Origin of the sequence: Siphonobacter sp. SORGH_AS_0500, from assembly GCF_002838835.1 — a bacterium.
Taxonomy (GTDB): Bacteria; Bacteroidota; Bacteroidia; order Cytophagales; family Spirosomataceae; genus Siphonobacter.
In genome coordinates, this window is record NZ_NHPP01000004.1 from 253,776 (window position 1) to 270,642 (window position 16,867).

Here is a 16,867-nt window from a genome sequence, read left to right on the forward strand (position 1 = left end):
ATGCACCGTACCTTTTTATTTATCAAAAACACAAAACTTAAAAACCAAGTCCTAAGGCAAAGCCGCGGGCAGATTTTAGCGGAGCAGAAACCTGCGTAGCTTTACCCGTCGTAAGGTCAACTTTGTAAAGCAGCGTGCTGCCTCCTGACTGAAGAATGGCATAAGCCATACCCGTAGTGCCCCCAATGTCAAACCCATTATTACCTAAAGCGTCCACTCCAGAAGGACCTACAGGAACCAGCGTTCCATCATTAGGAGGAACCTGACGATAGAGTATATCCGTGTTGGTATCGAAGTTGTACAACGTTGTTGCGGTAGCTCCAGCATAGTTATTAGTATAAGCAGAAGCCGTTACCGAAGGCGTACCAGGATTGATCGTACCATCAACTGTTGCTACCAGCGTAGAAGGTTCAACCCGTAAATTCTGACCCGTGTTACTAATGATTCGAATGCGGTCGGCTACCGGGTTGAAATCAAAACCGAAATCTGTTCCCTGTAAGGCAACACTTAAAGCACCAGAACCTACGGGAGCTGCGGCTCCAGAAGACGTATTGATTACGTAAATCCGGCTGTTACTACCCAAAGCATATAACTGGCCCGTCGCTGGGCGGAAGTCAATGCCCAGCACACGTTCGCCCGTTTGAAGACCTGTGATGGCTTTAGTTGTCACGGCACTGGCGTTGGCAGGATCAAAAATCAGCAATTCATAGGTAACTGCATCGATAGAATACGCTACGGGTTGGGGTACTAAAGCAATACCGAGTAATTCACGATCCAGATCGCCCAGCTTTTTCAGGCTGCCATTGCCCACATCCACCTGGGCAATTTCCCATTTCCCCTCCACTTTTACGGAAGCCAAGGTGAACGAGTTGTCGGGAGAAATATCGAAACCACCCACGGCTTCAACGTTTAAGCCCAGCGAACCCACGGGAACAAGCGTACCATTGTTCGGAGGGTCCTGCTTATACAAACGGTCGGTTACGGGATCAATGTCATACAACGTGGTCGTGGTAACTCCGGCACGGCTGTTGGTATAAGCAGCAGCTGTAATCGTGGCTCCAGAAACACCGTTAATAGTACCGTCGATGGCTGCTACATCACCCGTCTCAGGGTGTAAACGTAAGTTCTGGCCGGTATTAGTAACCAGGCGAATTCGGTCTACTGTGGGATTGAAATCAAAAGCAACTTCAGTACCGTTAATGGCTGTAGATAAAGCCTTTACTAGCGTGGCTCTTCCCGCTGAACCGTCCGAAGCGAGGTTAATGGTATAAAGCTTGCTGGCATTGGTCACTGCATATAATTGACCCGTTGCCGGACGGAAGTCAATAGCTAATACTTTTTCACCGTCGGGCACTGCCACCTTGAAGGAGCGAAGCGGAGCATTGGGTGACAACGTGCTGATTTGCTGTAACTGGTTGTCGGTAGTTAAACCATAGAAAATCTGGTTGGGAAGTGGTGACGGAGGAGTCCGGTGGTCCATGCATGATTGCAGAGAAACCAAAGCGGCAAGTGTCACTACGGCACCCAACTGGCGGATGCCTCTGTACAGATGTACCATGAAACAGATAAGTTTATAGTGAAAATGAAAAAGGATTAGTAATGACAGCGTAATAAATTCGAACGAATTATTACCATCTGTTAACAGGGTAATAACTAATAATTTTGAATCTGGTTTTAATAAATATCAATTAACCTGATTTATGTAGGGAATTGAAAAGCTAAAGTATTTAAAATCAGAGTAATATCTAAATTGCTAGACAAAAAATATACTTGCCTTAAAGAATTTACCAGGGACATTTATTACCGCAATAGGTAGTCCGATTTCTGGATAATTGGGGGTTAAAAATAAACACGAATGCAGGGGCTGAACGCACTAAACGTACCGATACTCAGGTCATTAGTAACCTCATGCGGGTGGCTAAGTTTTCCAGGGCAATCAAGCCGCCGCTTGTTGCTACCTCAAAAGTCATTAGAGCTTCAACCCGTCCTACAAGAGTAATTACAGTTATCCTCAGCCAACAGCTTTAACTACTACGGAACTTGCCTTTTGTTGTAGGCTTACTTAGTAGGTTTGAACGGTAAAAATATGGATGAATATACCCATCTGATGTGTTTTTACGGTATTACACGATTTATGACTGTATATTGAAAAGCTGTATGTATATTTTCACTTTAGTGATATTTTTTTGCCTTTTAAATATACAATTACTTGCTGTATGATAAAGAAAACAATTCAACTAGTTACCATAATCTGGATGATGGGAATGCTGCATGCACAGGCTCAATTGAACAAAAATTACAGTAAACAACGGAAATGGTGGAAAGAAGCGGTTGTCTATCAATTGTACCCCAGGAGTTTTAAGGATTCGGATGGTGATGGGGTCGGTGATTTGAAGGGAATTACCGAAAAACTGAATTACCTGAAAAGTCTGGGCGTTGACGTTGTATGGCTCAATCCCATCTACAGCTCCCCCAATGACGACAATGGCTATGACATCAGCGACTACCGCAACATCATGAAAGAGTTCGGTACCATGAAGGATTTTGATCAGATGTTAGAGGGAATGCATGAGCGTGGCATGCGGCTCGTTATGGACCTGGTCGTCAACCATAGCAGTGATGAGCACGAGTGGTTTCGCCAGGCCCGAAGTTCAAGAGACAGCAAATATCGTAACTATTACCACTGGTGGCCGGAGGAAAAAGGTACGCCCCCTTACCGTTACAGCTTGTTTGACGTAAACCACGATGCCTGGAAATACGATACGCTGACCCGTTCCTATTACTTGCATTATTTCTCCCGCAAACAGCCCGATCTCAATTGGAGTAACCCGGATTTAAGAAAAGAGGTGTACGACATCATGAAATTCTGGGCCGATAAGGGGGTGGACGGTTTTCGTATGGATGCCTTCCAGTTCTGTGTGAAGGACACTTCGTTTCCCGTATTTGAAGGACTGAATGCTTCCAACTTCGTCCAGTTCTACGCTATGGTGCCTCCCATACACGATTATCTCCAAGAAATGCATAAGGAGGTGTACGCCAAATACAACTTGATGAGCGTGGCCGAGGGGGCGGGACGAAACATGCAGGACGCCCACGATCTGGTGGATACCCAACGAAAGGAATTGAATATGGCCTACGCATTCGATGCGGTAGACGTGTCTTCCAGTCCCGATTATAGTATGCTGAAGCTGAAGAAAACCTTCACCAAATGGGACAAAGAATTTCAAAATGACGGCTGGCTATCCATATTCATGGGCAACCACGACCAATCCAGAGTTATTGACCGCATCGGCAATCCTTCTGAGCAATATCGGGAGGCATCCGCCAAGCTGATTTCTACATTTCTGCTCACTATGCGGGGCACGCCTTACATTTACAATGGCGACGAAATTGGTATGACGAATGCCGGATTTAAGGACATTTCGGAATTTAAAGACATCCAGACCATTAATGAATACAAATACCAACAAAGTCAAGGCGGTGACCTAGCGGCGTTCATGCAAAAAAACATTAAATACAGCCGGGACAATTCACGCACGCCTTTTCAGTGGAACGATGGAGACAATGCTGGATTTTCGACCAGCCAGCCCTGGATCAGGGTGGGTAACAGCTATAAGGAAATCAATTTGCAAAACCAGGAAAACAATCCGGAAAGTTGTGTCAATTATTTCAGGCAAATGGTAAAGTTCCGGAAAGACAACAAAGTCTTGGTGTATGGCGACTATACAGTTGTGGATGAAAACAATCCTAATATCTACGCCTATACCCGCATCGAAGGAAATCATAAACTCCTGGTTGTGTTAAACTTCAGCGACGTTACCTCCCAAGTGACCATCCCGAAAGCGATGCGGGTTTCAACCGTAGAAATCAATAACCTACCCACCAAACCGACCATTACAAACAATACCATTGCACTTCTCCCTTGGCAAGCCGTGATTTACAAATTAAACTAGGCAAGCGGGTATTTTTTTTAGCAAAGTCTTTGTATGGAATGGCAACCAAACCAGGCATAAAAGGCTTGGTTTGGTTAAAAGCCTGAGCTATGCTCTTACGTTTATTACATTCATTTGTAGCTAAGGTAGGAGCCAATGAGTAGTATACTATTTCTGAATGGTAGTTATTGATGTGGTTTTGGATAGGATTGCTGTTTTAAGTAGCCTATTGAATTAGATAAAAGAATACCTGAAATAAGCCTGAACGAAAGGTGAATTAAAAAAACTAAGGCTTATTCGTGAGCGAATGATCAACAAAAATCATGAAGGAAGACGTTGTTATTCATAAAAAGAAACCCCTGTTTCCTATTAGTCAGGAGTTGCATAAGTACTTGCATACGTATCAGCGGGAGGCGAAGTTACCTTTGGGTTATGCGGATTTGATGAACTTTCAGGAGTCTATTCCACTGGTTGACAAACACGGAAAAGATACGCTGTGGGAGACTCCCATTTATCCTTCGTATGACATTGATCGCATCCATAAGGGACTGAAGAAAATTTATGCGATGCTCAATACCTCGGGTAATCTTCACATTGTCGAACACAAGTACATCGACCGGATTGATTACTGTACGTTCGGTAATACGCATCCGTTTCGGGTTCGGATTGTGAATCGACTCAATGATGTTTATGATTATTTCTACGTCAAAAAGGCGGATGCCTCCCGGATTTACGGACTGGAACTGGAACATACGTTATCGCCCAATGACGTTAATTACCTGGTTGATCATACGACTCTCGTAGAAGAGCACATTGCGGGAATTCCCGGCGATGTATTCCCACAGAAATACATGCTCAAAATTGAGTATAACCCGATTCGAATTGCGAAGGAGTTTGTGAAGTTTAACGAACGCTGCCTGATTATGCTGTTGGGCGATATGCGTTCGTATAATTTCGTTTGGCAAATCACGCCCGATTTTGATGATTTTCAGTTTCGTATTCGTTGCATCGACTTTGACCAGCAGTTTTACGAAGGGAACCGGCGGGTGTATATGCCACAGTTTTTCAAGGAAAACTATCCTTACGTAAAGCTCGCGATGGAGCACCTTACCGACAAAACCGTCTGGCAGTACCAACAGGAAGAACGCTCCATGTTAATCCACCGCATACGAAGCGAAAGGCATCGGCTGGCTCATCTACGTGATGTGGCCAATCGTCATCCCTTATCGACAGAGGCTAATATTATGGAGCTAAAAAAGGGACTGGCGGATCATTACAAAAACAAGCTGTATCTGAAATGTAACAGCATGGTTGATATTGTAGAGCTCAATATTAAGAACGTGATTCGGCAGGTATTGTAGGTTTTTTAACGAAGAGAAAAGCGATGTAAAGCATCACGAAGGGCATGGCCGGAATCATGTATCGCAGCAGAGGAATAATGATAAGGGTAGTGCCCCAGTAATACAAAATCAGAAGCAGGGGAATGAAGAAAAACCAGGAAAAATAACGACGGGAGAAGCTTCGAATTATTCCTGCGGTGGCCGGAATCAGGTACAGAAACTGAAGAACCATCACTGATTTTTCATTCGGGTTATCCCAGAGGCCGTACCAGCTTCTCAAAAGTTTATACCCCAGTAACTGCAATAAAACCAGCGGTTGAGCTTCCGTTACTTTCTGGAAAAGAGAAGGTAAGGTAGGAGGGGCAGAGGCAACTTTGTCCATGAAATCATACAAGTCTTTCGGAACCGAAATAGGCGAGCCGTGATACGCTTTATGGCCGAAAATTAAGCCTTCGTAAATGGCAAGAACGGATTTTCCCTGCACCATGATCCATTCGTGATTGTAATGATAGACATACAATTCCCAAGGTAATACGGTTAGACAAAATCCTGAAAGCCAAAGGGCTATGGCTGTTCCGAGAGAATGACGTCTGTTGACCTGCTGGTAGTTGTACCAAAGTACATAAATCACTAAAATGACAGCTAGATAGAGGGTAATCGGACGAAGCAGGCAGGAAATCCCTAACCAAAATCCGCCGATAGCCATTTGCGTTACCTGACCTTTTCTTAGATAAGTCAGGTAGTGGCTCAGGGCTGCGAGAAAGGTCAGCAGAAAAGGAATTTCGCTGTTAGGTTGCGTATACAGAAGGAGCTGAATGGGATAAGTCGCCCAGAGCAACGTTGCGATTTCAGCGGATACTTCTGGAAGAAAGTGACGGGCAATTTTTCGAAAATAAAGTAAGGAGAAAGCACCTATCAGCAAATCGATGCCAATAACCGTCAGGGTACGGTCCAGCGAAAAAACATCCGCCAGAGCGTGAATTACCATGAGAAAGATTGGATAACCCGGAGGAAAAAAAGTAAAAGCCTGCCCCTGATCCAGGTACCCTTGCCCACTGGCTAATACGTCAGCCATGCGGGCGTAAGTAATGTAATCGGGTGGGATGGGGCGTTTGCCCCACCACATGACAACGGTAAGTAACTCAATACCAATAACAAAGAGAAACCAGAAACGGCGTTTTTGTTTTTCCGTTTGCTGACTCCATTGTTTGAGTAAAGACCCCAACGTTTTCTAGTTAAGATATTCGTTTAGATACTTCGCCATTTCCTGCTGTACCAGACGAGCTTCGACGGCGGCCCGTTCAGCGAAGTCCGTACCTGAGGAGGCGTAAATAATGGCACGCGAGGAATTAACGAGTAGTCCGCACTGACGATTCATGCCGTACTTGGAAACCTCTTCCAGGCTGCCACCCTGAGCACCAACGCCGGGAACCAGCAGAAAATGCTCGGGTACTAATTCACGAATTCGCTGTAATTGATGAGCTTGCGTTGCCCCTACGACATACATCAACTGATCGCGGTTACCCCAGTTCTGGGAAGTCATCAAAACTTGTTCAAACAATGCTCTGGAATGAATTGCTTCTGCATTTTTAACTTCCAGACGCTGGAAATCGCTGCTTCCGGCATTTGAAGTTAAGGCCAGCAGAATGACCCATTTGCCCGGAAAATTCAGAAAGGGCTTTACGGAATCCTCTCCCATGTAAGGAGCTACCGTTACGGAATCGAAATCCAGCCCCGATGCTTCTTTATCGAAGAACGCACGGGCATACAGTCCAGACGTATTTCCAATGTCTCCGCGTTTGGCATCGGCAATGGTAAAACATTCTTTGGGAATAATTTCCAGCGTTTTCTGCAAGCTCTCCCAGCCCCGAGGTCCCATGGCTTCGTAGAAAGCCAGATTGGGCTTATACGCAACAGCGTAGTGATGCGTCGCTTCAATAATGGCCCGATTGAATGCAAAAATCGGATCCGACTCCGAGCGTAGGTGAGCCGGGATTTTTTGAATATCGGTATCTAAGCCTACGCACAAGTAAGAAGATTTAGATTTGATCTGGGCAAAAAGTTCGGAACGAGTCACGGGTAGTAGGGATAGTTAAATCGAAAGTTCAGTTAGGAAACCAGAGATATCGAGCTGGAACGGATGAATAATGAAAGCTAAAAAATAAACTTTCATCAACAAAAACCGATGGAGCATGAGGAAATCCCTATTTTTGTCCAGCAAAATTGTCTCGCTATTCTTTAACACGCAACCCTTTTATACTTTGCATGGAATTTCGTCCTGGCCAGCTAACCGGATTGGTTGAGTTATTTCCCCGAATTTTTGAAGATGAACGCGGCTTTTTTGGGAGTCGTTCAATGAACCAGTTTTTCAACAGGTGGGCCTTCCTTCAGCCAGCCAATTTGTACAAGATAACCATTCTTGGTCTAAAAAAGGCGTTTTGCGTGGTCTACACTGTCAGCATGAACCTTATGCTCAGGGGAAATTAGTGCGTTGTACGCAGGGAAAAGTGCTGGATGTTGTAGTTGACATTCGTCCGAATTCTCCAACGTTTGGACAGCACGAAAAATTTTTACTGGATTCGGCTCTTGGTAACATGCTTTGGGTTCCCGGCGGCTTTGCTCATGGGTTTATCGCTTTGGAAGAGGCGACGTTCATGTACAAGTGCACCAACCTCTATAACAAAGCAGCCGAATCAGGTTTGTTATGGAACGATCCCGAATTAGGCATTGACTGGGAATTTGAGAAATACGGCATCGAAGCCCCGATTGTTTCAGCCAAAGATCAGATTTTGCCTACCTGGAAAGAATTTCAGGAATCTTTAGCAGCGAAATAAGCTTCAAACCATACGTGAAAAGCCCGGCTTGTGTACTTGACAAGTCGGGCTTTTGTGTATAAAACATGGAATCGACAGCGATAGCAATAGCGGCGGTACTAAAAAAATATCGTTTGCCCGCATTATGGAATTACGCCCTGGCGACCCTTGAAATAAGTACGAAAGAGGGTGGCACGATGGGCTTGCAATGGCGTAACTTCCCAAACCAGATGAAAGCGGCGGTTATTACCGAATCGCTGACTCATGACCAATTAAAAGTAGTTTTATTACCCATTATCCCGAAAGAACAAGACCCGATCCCGCACGCAGGAACGTATAGCTTTTCTGAAGAACAGGTTTTAAATTATCTGGAGGAAACGGGCGATGATAACCCTATTCATACGGGGAATCTGGCGATTGTACCGGGATTATTATTGCTTTCTTTTCTGGAAAAGAAAATACTGCAAAAGCCTTTACAATCCGTTTCAGTTCGTTTTTATGAGGCTCTTTTGGTGAACGAAAATTTTGACGTAGAGCAACGAACTACGAGCGAATGGCGGGTAACGAAAGGATCGAAACAGATACTACTTACGTTGAAATTTAGCTGATATGGATTCTTTTTTATGCGTAGCCATCACTCCCGATTCAGTAACAGATCAAAACATAATTGAAGAATTGTGGTCGGAGGGGCTGGATTACCTGTATTGGCGAAAAACGGATGTACTAACGCAGCCACCGCCGATTCATCACTCGAATAAAATTCTACTGGCTTCTTCACAGCCAACGAGTTACCTCTGGCATTTGAAAGAAAAAGATCAACAGGTATTACCTGTAAATCAGCGGGCTTTTTCTACCAGCATTCATCAATTATCTGACTGGCCGTTGTGGACTAATAAAGTGGATCTGGTTTTTTACAGTCCCGTTTTCGAGAGTATCAGCAAACCCGGGTATGGACCGGTTCTTTCCTTAACAGCAATTGAATATCAACTAAAAAAGCTTCGTTCCGAAGGTGAAAACCTGCCTAAGATTGTTGCTTTAGGAGGCGTTCATCAAGGTAATATCGCCGCCGTACAACGGTCAGGATTTGATGGAGCCGCCTTGATGGGAAGTTTATGGAACAATGAAAATCCAGCGAATGCTTTGCGAGAATTACGTCAACAATTAAAGCTGTAATTGTCGAATGGCATGCAGTCCTCCACTGAGATGATGCACTTGGGTAAAGCCCTTTTCTTGTAATAACTGAACCGCTTTTTTGCTGCGTATTCCAGATTGGCAATGCACAATAATCGTTTGGTGAGCGGGAAGTTCGTGGTAACGAACCGCAAGTTCGGCTAGTGGAATTAACGCTCCTCCCAGATTATCCCGTTCGTATTCTTCTGCTTCGCGAACATCCAGTAAAAAAGGTTTATCATCCTGATTCATCCATTGCCAGAATTCTGAAACGGTTAATTCTGAAATAACTGCTTCGCAAGTTTGGGAAGCGTCTTGTAATGCAGTAATCCGAAGATTTTCAGGATTTAACTCGAATGAAAACGTTGAAAAACTGAACTGTAGGGTATTAAAACAGAGCAACGTGCCGCTTAAGGGTTCGCCTATATTCGTGATCAACTTAATGACTTCATTCGCCATTAGGCAGCCCGTGATACCCGGTAATACCCCCAGCACACCCACCACGCTACAGGCTTCAAGTTCGCTGGGTTCGGGGTATAGGCAGCGATACGTAGGGCCGCCCCGGTAATTAAACACACTGACTTGTCCTTCAAATTTAAAAATGGAGCCAAAGACCAGTGGGTTATTCAAAAGGACACAGGCATCATTAACCAGGTAACGCGTCGCAAAATTGTCCGAACCATCGACGATAATGTCATAGTTTCCGAGGAGGGTTAATGCATTCGCTGCGTTTAGAAATACGGGATGAGCAATCACCTCAATATGTGGATTCTGCTGACGTAATACATGAGCCGCCGTCTCAGCTTTTGACTGACCGATGTGTTCGGGTGAGAAAAGAATCTGACGTTGCAGGTTGCTCAGGGAAACCGTATCTCCATCAATAATCCCAATCGTGCCCACGCCCGCGGCTGTTAAGTACTGCAAAACAGGACAGCCTAAACCGCCCGCCCCTATAACCACGATGCGGGCTTGTTTGAGTAGTTTTTGTCCTTGTAACCCAATCTCGGGCAGGCGGATGTGGCGATTGTATCGTTCTAATTCTTCCTGATTCATACGAATGAAGGGTCCCAGTCTTTCCAGACGGGTACGTACCCCTGATTTAAAATGACGGATGAGATCTGAGCGGGGGTACGTTCATCGGAGATTTCAAACTGCTCCAGCGATTCAGGTTCGACAACGTATCCACCGGGGTTCGTTTTCGATCCGGCACTCATGTGTGTAATGCCCAGCTTGACCAGGTGATCCCGAAAACGTGGTGTTTCGCGGGTTGACAACGATAACTCGACGTCTTCATTGAATAAGCGATAGGCACAGATTAACTGCACCAGTTCCTTGTCGCTCATGCAGGATTTAAACGTCTGAAAATGATCCGTCAACTGGATGGGACGGAGGCGGGGAAAAGAAATACTATACTTACTCTGCCAGTACGTTTTTTCGAGGTATTGTAAATGCAAAGCGGTAAAAAAACTATCCGTCCGCCAGTCTTCAAGGCCTAGTAATGCTCCCAGGCCAATCTTGTGAATTCCCGCCTGGCCCAACCGGTCGGGAGTTGCAAGCCGATAATGAAAGTTAGACTTTTTGCCTTTAGGATGGTGCGTTTTATACGTTTCCTCGTGATACGTTTCCTGGTAAACCAGAACCGTGTGCAGCCCTTCGACTATTAACTCCTGATATTCTTCAAGATCAAGTGGCTGAACTTCCATCGAAATATTAGCAAAATGGGGCCGCAATAATCGGATGGCATTTTTAAGGTAGGGAACTCCAACCGTCTGATTAGCTTCGCCCGTTACCAGAAGCACATGCTCATAGCCCAGCTCTTTGATGGCTGCGGCTTCCCGTAGAATCTCCTCGTCCGTCAGCGTTTTGCGGCGGATTTTATTATCCAGACTAAAGGCACAATAGGTGCAGATGTTCTGACACTCGTTGGACAAATACAAGGGAGCATAAAGCTGAATGGTTTTGCCAAAACGCTTCTGGGTTAGCTGATGACTGAGCTGAGCCATCGGTTCCAGGTAGGCCAGAGCCGCCGGAGAAATCAGGGCTTTAAAATCCTCAACCGAACGTTTCTTAGCGGCTAAGGCTTGCTCCACGCGTCTCGGTTTCGTATCCTGAATTTCCTGAGTAACCGTATCCCAGTGATAATGATCAAACCAGGTTTTAAACATCATGTTTCAATCGTTTAGAGCGTGGTTCTACAATTCATCCAGAAAAGCCGTTAGAGGACTGCTGGCATGAGCATAGACAGAAGTCGAGGCCAGTCGGGCTTCATAAGCCGTGCGTCCGGCTTCTACGGCCATTCTGAAAGCCTGAGCCATTCGCACGGGCTGTTCGGAGACGGCAATGGCCGTATTCACCAGTACAGCATCGGCACCCAATTCCATGGCGGCGGCAGCGTGAGAGGGAGCTCCCAAACCCGCATCCACTACCACCGGAACGTTGCTTTGTTCGATAATGATTTCCAGAAAATCGAGTGTGCGTAAGCCTTTATTGGTTCCGATGGGAGCCCCCAAAGGCATAACTGCGGCGACGCCTGCTTCTTCCAGCCGCTTGCATAAAACCGGGTCGGCGTGGATGTAAGGCAAGACGACAAAACCCAGCTTTACCAGTTCTTCGGCAGCCTTTAACGTTTCAATGGGGTCGGGTAATAAATATTTAGGATCGGGATGGATTTCCAGCTTTAACCAATTCGTTTCCAGAGCTTCACGAGCCATTTGAGCCCCGAAAACGGCTTCCCGTGCTGTGCGAACGCCGGAAGTGTTGGGCAACAAATGAGCATCGGGCAGGTGGGTTAACATTTCATCTTCAGCGTTACCCGCATCTACCCGTTTCAGAGCCACGGTAACCAGTTCTGTACCCGAGGCCGCCAGTGCTTCCTGCATGAGTTGAACCGAACCGAATTTTCCCGTTCCGGTAAAAAGCCGGGATTGAAACGTACGATCAGCGATAATCAGGGGTTGATTCATGAGATAGGCAACTTTGGATGAATAATCGGGTTTGTTCAGCAGGATTGACAGCCTGAGTAATCGCCGAAGAAACAGCAATTCCATAAAGGCCCGTGTCCAGCAAGGCAGGAACGTCTGCCAGGGTAATCCCTCCGATGGCAATGACGGGGATGGTAATGGAACGCTGCTGCAACGCTTTCATAAGAGACTCATACCCAGCTAATCCAAGAATGGGACTCAGTTTTTCTTTGGTCTTTGTAAACCGGAAAGGTCCCAGACCAATGTAGTTGGCTCCCGCCTCGGCATGCATCAGAATATCTTCCAGCGTATTAGCTGTTCCGCCGATAATGATTTCCGTACCTAGTAATTGACGGGCTTGGGTAAGGGACATATCCTCTTTGCCCAAATGCAATCCGTCAGAGCCAATTTCACCCGCCAGATGAGTATTATCGTTAATAATCAACCGGGATTGATGGGAATGGCAAACGGCCTGGGTTTCCAGAGCAATTGCTTTCCAATCTTCGTAACGTTTATTTTTCAGCCGAAGCTGAATCCAGTTCCCCCCCGCCGAACAGGCTTGCTCGGCCTGTTCGGGAGTGGTGACGATGTAATGTAATCGGCTTATAGTCATACGATTGTCTCGTGAAAACCTAATAAATAAGGCGTGCTGGCGAGGTAGCGATCCATGTATAATCGTGCCCTGGCACTAGCTTCTTTTTGCGAAAACCCTTTGGCTAAACCAGTTGCCAGAACCGCTGACAGGACACAACCGCTGCCATGTTTCTCGCCGTTTGGAATAAAAGGAGCGGGATACGCGATTACCGTTTGATGGATGTCAAATAGGTAATCGGTCACCTGCCCATTTTCGGAAGAACTATGCCCGCCTTTCAGGTAAACGTTACAGTAATTGCTCAATGTTTGAGCCGCTTTCTGAGGGTCCTGTTCTCCAGTAATCTGCTGTATTTCGGGAATGTTGGGTGTAATTACCGTCAGCTTTTGCAGAATGGGTACCAGTTCATTCAGTGTTAACCGATGAAAATCAAACCCCGCCGAAGCCTTCAAAATGGGATCCCAGAGGAGGATAATCTTTGGGTTTTGAAGGACTAACCAATCCAGTAGTCCCGACAGAACCGACATCGATTCGATTAATCCAATCTTCACCACCTGAATCGGATAGCGTTCAAAAAGCGGCTCACATTGAGCAATGATTTCTTCCAGACTAACCCAATGGACCTTCCGAAACGAAGCATCGTGCTGAATCGTGAGAGCCGTAGCAACCGCGAGACCATAGGTTTGCTGAGCTTCAAAAACCTTGACATCCGCCAGAATTCCGGCCCCGGCACTGGGATCGAGCCCGGCTATGCTTAATACGTAAGGTCGTTCGGTCTGGATCATAAGTAAATTTCGCCGCCCTGCTGAACGAACTCTTCAGATTTGATCTTCATGGCTTTATCGAAAACCTCTTCCCCTTCAATCTCGTGCTGTTCGGCGAAGGCCCGTACTTCCTGCGTAATCTTCATTGAGCAGAAATGGGGTCCGCACATGGAGCAGAAGTGGGCGAGTTTAGCTCCTTCGGCGGGAAGCGTTTCGTCGTGGAATTCGCGAGCAGTATCGGGGTCCAGTGAAAGATTGAACTGATCTTCCCAGCGGAACTCAAAGCGAGCTTTACTCAAGGCATTGTCCCGGTATTGAGCCCCCGGATGTCCCTTGGCTAAGTCGGCGGCGTGAGCGGCAATTTTATAGGTAATCACCCCATCTTTCACGTCCTTTTTATTGGGTAAGCCCAGGTGTTCTTTGGGGGTTACGTAACACAGCATGGCCGTACCAAACCAGCCAATCATGGCAGCACCAATACCCGAGGTAATGTGGTCATAACCCGGAGCAATATCCGTTGTCAGCGGGCCGAGGGTATAGAAAGGAGCTTCGTGACAATGTTCCAATTGCTTGTCCATGTTCTCTTTGATGAGGTGCATGGGCACGTGACCGGGACCTTCAATCATCACCTGAACGTCGTGTTTCCAGGCAATTTTGGTTAATTCCCCGAGGGTTTCCAGTTCAGCAAACTGAGCCGCATCATTAGCATCTGCAATCGAACCGGGCCGTAAGCCGTCGCCGAGCGAAAAACAAACGTCATACGCCTTCATAATCTCGCAGATTTCTTCAAAATGAGTGTAGAGAAAATTCTCTTTGTGGTGAGCCAGACACCATTTCGCCAGAATACTACCCCCACGGGATACGATACCCGTTACTCGCTTGGCAGTCAGGGGAATATAGCGAAGTAATACACCCGCATGAATGGTAAAGTAATCCACGCCTTGCTCGGCTTGCTCGATGAGTGTATCCCGGAAAATCTCCCAGGTAAGGTCTTCGGCCTTTCCATTTACTTTTTCCAGAGCCTGATAAATGGGAACCGTTCCCACGGGTACGGGGCAGTTGCGAATAATCCATTCGCGGGTTTCGTGAATATTTTTTCCCGTCGATAAGTCCATGAGCGTATCACCACCCCACCGACAACTCCAGACTGCTTTTTCTACTTCTTCTTCAATGCTGGAGCTAACTACGGAGTTACCAATGTTGGTATTAATCTTCACCAGAAAATTGCGGCCAATAATCATCGGTTCGCTTTCCGGGTGGTTAATGTTGGACGGGATAACCGCCCGTCCGGCAGCAACTTCCTGACGGACAAATTCGGGAGTAATGAACTTTTGTGGCGTATTCGCTCCGAAACTGTTGCCCGGATGCTGGTGCTTCAGAGAGGCTTCCTGCTGTTCAATTCGCTGGTTTTCCCGAATGGCGATGTATTCCATTTCGGGAGTAATGATTCCCTGTTTGGCATAATGTAACTGGCTGACATTTAGCCCTTTTTTAGCCTTTAAAGGTAATCGGATATGCTCAAAACGCAGAGCATCCAGGCTACGGTTCGCTAATCGTTCGTTGCAGTATGCTGAAGAAAAAGAATCCAGTTGTTCAACGTCGGCCCGATCCTTAATCCATGCTTCCCGAAGTCGGGGTAGACCTTTTTGTAAATCAATAGTAGCATTGGGATCGGTGTATGGGCCGCTGGTATCATAGACCGTAACGGGAGCATTGGGTTGTCGGCTTTCTTTGCCGTTGAAATTCGTAACCGTATCCGAAAGGGTGATTTCCCGCATGGCTACCTGAATGTTATGCAGCGTACCGGGAACATAGACTTTCCGTGAACCTGTCAGTGGAGCACGGGTAATGGTTTGGGGCGATGGCAGTTTTTCGTTTTTCATGTTAACCTCCCTGAGTGGCTTGAAGAATGGTGATTTTCTCGTTCTCGGATACGATAAAATGTTCCCAGGCAAGACGGGGAACAATGGCATTGTTAACGGCAACGGCAATGCCTTTTTTTTCGGCGAGGGCCAGTTGCGTCAACAGCGAACGCAGAGACGTAGCCTCTGGCGTAAGAACGGCTTGGTTGTTGACAAATACGGTCATAATGCGTTTCATGTCGCATGAAAGCACAAGCCCAGGGGAGACAGAAAATTTGCGAGGAGAGCAACGAAAACACCCGTGCATACGGACATGTTTCCAGAAAGAATGTAAGATCCTCACTTTTCCCTACGCAGGTCCTAACCTGGTCAGGTTCAAAGGGTATGTCTCAGCCCAATTCAACGGGCACCCCTAAAGTTTGGCTTTTCAGCGAGGCAAAGGTAGAAAGACTTATTAGCTTTCAAAGAATGAACGTAATTTTTTAACTAAAAAGGCCAGGTGTGTCTAGGGCTTAGCAATGCTACGGCCAGCGTGGTTCGATTAGTTTTTACTGGTAGTAATTAGGTTATGGGAAGCCGAGAAGATTTGAGATGGAAGGGGAGAAATGCTGCCAGCGGAAAAGCTGGCAGCGGCAACCGAGATGAAAGTGGGTTAAAAGCGGGCCGGATTACGTTGCTTAAAATGTCGCTGCCAGCTTTTTCGCTGGCAGCCAATAAGTCAATAGGAAGCCGAGAAGCTTTGGAATGGAAGGGGAGAAATGCTGCCAGCAGAAGAGCTGGCAGCGGCAACCGAGATGAAAGTGGGTTAAAAGCGGGCCGGACTACGTTGCTTAAAATGTCGCTGCCAGCTTTTTCGCTGGCAGCAATAAGTCATAGGAAGCCAAGAAAATCTGGAATGAAAGTATAAAAATACTGCCGGTAAAAATATAACGCAGAAAGCCCCCACCAGTATAAACCAGTGGGGGCTTTCATATATGAAGAGCTAAAGCTTATTCGCCTACGATAACGAAAGCTACTTTGTGCTTCACTTCTTTGTGAAGATCAAGCGTAGCAGAGTAATCGCCGAGTGACTTAACTTCAGAGTCAAGCGTGATTTTCTTACGATCTACTTCAAAACCTTTTGCTTTCAGAGCGTCAGAGATTTGAGTGTTCGTTACACGACCGAAGATACGTCCGCTTTCACCTACTTTAGCAGGAATTTCCAGCGTCAGATCACCGATAGAAGCTGCTAATTCTTCAGCATCTTTTTTCAGTTTCTCGGCTTTGTGAGCAGCTTGCTTAATGTTTTCAGCAAGGATTTTTTGTTGGCTTCGCTGGCCATTACTGCGAATCCTTGGGGAATGAGGTAGTTACGACCGTAGCCAGCTTTCACTGCTACTAAATCGTTCTTATAACCCAATCCCGCGATATCGGTTTTGAGAATAACTTCCATTT

Annotated in this window: 16 protein-coding genes, 1 pseudogene and 1 riboswitch; of the genes and pseudogenes, 6 read left to right on the forward strand and 11 right to left on the reverse strand. The window is 46.3% G+C overall.

The window, feature by feature from the left end:
- Nucleotides 1–37: 37 nt before the first annotated feature.
- Nucleotides 38–1,558 (reverse strand): DUF4394 domain-containing protein, encoded by a 1,521-nt coding sequence (locus BWI96_RS06485; RefSeq protein WP_106635863.1) that lies wholly within the window; start codon nt 1,556–1,558, stop codon nt 38–40.
- Nucleotides 1,559–2,216: 658 nt separating this feature from the next.
- Between BWI96_RS06485 and BWI96_RS06490 the strand changes: the two genes are divergently transcribed.
- Both BWI96_RS06490 and BWI96_RS06495 read left to right on the forward strand, forming a co-directional pair.
- Nucleotides 2,217–3,953, forward strand: a complete 1,737-nt coding sequence (locus tag BWI96_RS06490; protein WP_106635864.1) for an alpha-glucosidase — start codon at nt 2,217–2,219, stop codon at nt 3,951–3,953.
- Nucleotides 3,954–4,255: 302 nt separating this feature from the next.
- Nucleotides 4,256–5,293: a hypothetical protein gene (locus BWI96_RS06495; RefSeq protein WP_198555159.1), complete on the forward strand. Its 1,038-nt coding sequence runs from the start codon at nt 4,256–4,258 to the stop codon at nt 5,291–5,293.
- Here BWI96_RS06495 and BWI96_RS06500 read toward each other — a convergent pair.
- Together BWI96_RS06500 and pyrF are read right to left on the reverse strand one after the other, a co-directional pair.
- Nucleotides 5,265–6,497, reverse strand: a complete 1,233-nt coding sequence (locus BWI96_RS06500) for a glycosyltransferase family 39 protein (protein WP_106635866.1) — start codon at nt 6,495–6,497, stop codon at nt 5,265–5,267. The genes BWI96_RS06495 and BWI96_RS06500 overlap by 29 nt on opposite strands.
- Before the next feature lie 6 nt (nt 6,498–6,503).
- On the reverse strand, nt 6,504–7,349 hold the full coding sequence (gene pyrF / locus BWI96_RS06505) for an orotidine-5'-phosphate decarboxylase (RefSeq protein ID WP_106635867.1): 846 nt from the start codon (nt 7,347–7,349) through the stop codon (nt 6,504–6,506).
- Between the two features lie 298 nt (nt 7,350–7,647).
- Between pyrF and rfbC the strand changes: the two genes are divergently transcribed.
- The 3 genes from rfbC (at nt 7,648) to BWI96_RS06520 (ending at nt 9,258) form a co-directional block, all read left to right on the forward strand.
- Nucleotides 7,648–8,106, forward strand: a complete 459-nt coding sequence (gene rfbC, locus BWI96_RS06510) for a dTDP-4-dehydrorhamnose 3,5-epimerase (RefSeq protein WP_369804095.1) — start codon at nt 7,648–7,650, stop codon at nt 8,104–8,106.
- Between the two features lie 65 nt (nt 8,107–8,171).
- A complete protein-coding gene (locus tag BWI96_RS06515; protein ID WP_157830243.1) occupies nt 8,172–8,693 on the forward strand; it encodes a hypothetical protein in 522 nt (173 codons plus the stop codon).
- A gap of 1 nt (nt 8,694) precedes the next feature.
- The gene (locus tag BWI96_RS06520; RefSeq protein WP_106635869.1) at nt 8,695–9,258 is read left to right on the forward strand and encodes a thiamine phosphate synthase; all 564 of its coding nucleotides are present in this window, start codon (nt 8,695–8,697) and stop codon (nt 9,256–9,258) included.
- Here BWI96_RS06520 and moeB read toward each other — a convergent pair.
- The 7 genes from moeB to thiS are packed head-to-tail and all read right to left on the reverse strand — an operon-like array spanning nt 9,247 to nt 15,671.
- The gene (gene moeB, locus BWI96_RS06525) at nt 9,247–10,308 is read right to left on the reverse strand and encodes a molybdopterin-synthase adenylyltransferase MoeB (protein WP_106635870.1); all 1,062 of its coding nucleotides are present in this window, start codon (nt 10,306–10,308) and stop codon (nt 9,247–9,249) included. The genes BWI96_RS06520 and moeB overlap by 12 nt on opposite strands.
- On the reverse strand, nt 10,305–11,423 hold the full coding sequence (thiH, locus tag BWI96_RS06530; protein ID WP_106635871.1) for a 2-iminoacetate synthase ThiH: 1,119 nt from the start codon (nt 11,421–11,423) through the stop codon (nt 10,305–10,307). Before thiH ends, moeB begins: the two co-directional genes overlap by 4 nt.
- A gap of 24 nt (nt 11,424–11,447) precedes the next feature.
- Nucleotides 11,448–12,218 (reverse strand): thiazole synthase, encoded by a 771-nt coding sequence (locus tag BWI96_RS06535; RefSeq protein WP_106635872.1) that lies wholly within the window; start codon nt 12,216–12,218, stop codon nt 11,448–11,450.
- Nucleotides 12,193–12,828 carry a thiamine phosphate synthase gene (locus BWI96_RS06540; RefSeq protein WP_106635873.1) on the reverse strand — a complete coding sequence of 212 codons (636 nt, stop codon included), beginning with the start codon at nt 12,826–12,828 and terminating at the stop codon, nt 12,193–12,195. The genes BWI96_RS06535 and BWI96_RS06540 overlap by 26 nt, the downstream gene beginning before the upstream one ends.
- On the reverse strand, nt 12,825–13,592 hold the full coding sequence (locus BWI96_RS06545) for a hydroxymethylpyrimidine/phosphomethylpyrimidine kinase (RefSeq protein WP_106635874.1): 768 nt from the start codon (nt 13,590–13,592) through the stop codon (nt 12,825–12,827). The genes BWI96_RS06540 and BWI96_RS06545 overlap by 4 nt, the downstream gene beginning before the upstream one ends.
- Nucleotides 13,589–15,454, reverse strand: a complete 1,866-nt coding sequence (gene thiC / locus BWI96_RS06550) for a phosphomethylpyrimidine synthase ThiC (protein ID WP_106635875.1) — start codon at nt 15,452–15,454, stop codon at nt 13,589–13,591. The genes BWI96_RS06545 and thiC overlap by 4 nt, the downstream gene beginning before the upstream one ends.
- 1 nt (nt 15,455) lies before the next feature.
- Nucleotides 15,456–15,671 carry a sulfur carrier protein ThiS gene (gene thiS, locus BWI96_RS06555; RefSeq protein ID WP_232793604.1) on the reverse strand — a complete coding sequence of 72 codons (216 nt, stop codon included), beginning with the start codon at nt 15,669–15,671 and terminating at the stop codon, nt 15,456–15,458.
- Between the two features lie 91 nt (nt 15,672–15,762).
- Nucleotides 15,763–15,857, reverse strand: a riboswitch (TPP riboswitch).
- 144 nt (nt 15,858–16,001) lie between these two features.
- On the opposite strand from thiS, the gene BWI96_RS06560 reads away from it, so the two are divergent.
- Entirely contained in the window at nt 16,002–16,340 is a 339-nt protein-coding gene (locus BWI96_RS06560) for a hypothetical protein (protein ID WP_106635877.1), read from the forward strand.
- A gap of 82 nt (nt 16,341–16,422) precedes the next feature.
- Here the strand turns inward: BWI96_RS06560 and rplI are convergent.
- A pseudogene (gene rplI, locus BWI96_RS06565) lies at nt 16,423–16,865 on the reverse strand (50S ribosomal protein L9).
- Between the last annotated feature and the right edge of the window lie 2 nt (nt 16,866–16,867).

What these genes read in the sequence shown, in the direction of transcription:
- BWI96_RS06485 (WP_106635863.1), bottom strand. Translation starts at nt 1,558, where the DNA reads ATGGTACATCTGTACAGAGGCATCCGCCAGTTGGGTGCCGTAGTGACA.
- BWI96_RS06490 (WP_106635864.1), top strand. Translation starts at nt 2,217, where the DNA reads ATGATAAAGAAAACAATTCAACTAGTTACCATAATCTGGATGATGGGA.
- BWI96_RS06495 (WP_198555159.1), top strand. Translation starts at nt 4,256, where the DNA reads ATGAAGGAAGACGTTGTTATTCATAAAAAGAAACCCCTGTTTCCTATT.
- BWI96_RS06515 (WP_157830243.1), top strand. Translation starts at nt 8,172, where the DNA reads ATGGAATCGACAGCGATAGCAATAGCGGCGGTACTAAAAAAATATCGT.
- BWI96_RS06520 (WP_106635869.1), top strand. Translation starts at nt 8,695, where the DNA reads ATGGATTCTTTTTTATGCGTAGCCATCACTCCCGATTCAGTAACAGAT.
- moeB (WP_106635870.1), bottom strand. Translation starts at nt 10,308, where the DNA reads ATGAATCAGGAAGAATTAGAACGATACAATCGCCACATCCGCCTGCCC.
- thiH (WP_106635871.1), bottom strand. Translation starts at nt 11,423, where the DNA reads ATGATGTTTAAAACCTGGTTTGATCATTATCACTGGGATACGGTTACT.
- BWI96_RS06535 (WP_106635872.1), bottom strand. Translation starts at nt 12,218, where the DNA reads ATGAATCAACCCCTGATTATCGCTGATCGTACGTTTCAATCCCGGCTT.
- BWI96_RS06540 (WP_106635873.1), bottom strand. Translation starts at nt 12,828, where the DNA reads ATGACTATAAGCCGATTACATTACATCGTCACCACTCCCGAACAGGCC.
- BWI96_RS06545 (WP_106635874.1), bottom strand. Translation starts at nt 13,592, where the DNA reads ATGATCCAGACCGAACGACCTTACGTATTAAGCATAGCCGGGCTCGAT.
- thiC (WP_106635875.1), bottom strand. Translation starts at nt 15,454, where the DNA reads ATGAAAAACGAAAAACTGCCATCGCCCCAAACCATTACCCGTGCTCCA.
- thiS (WP_232793604.1), bottom strand. Translation starts at nt 15,671, where the DNA reads ATGAAACGCATTATGACCGTATTTGTCAACAACCAAGCCGTTCTTACG.
- BWI96_RS06560 (WP_106635877.1), top strand. Translation starts at nt 16,002, where the DNA reads ATGGGAAGCCGAGAAGATTTGAGATGGAAGGGGAGAAATGCTGCCAGC.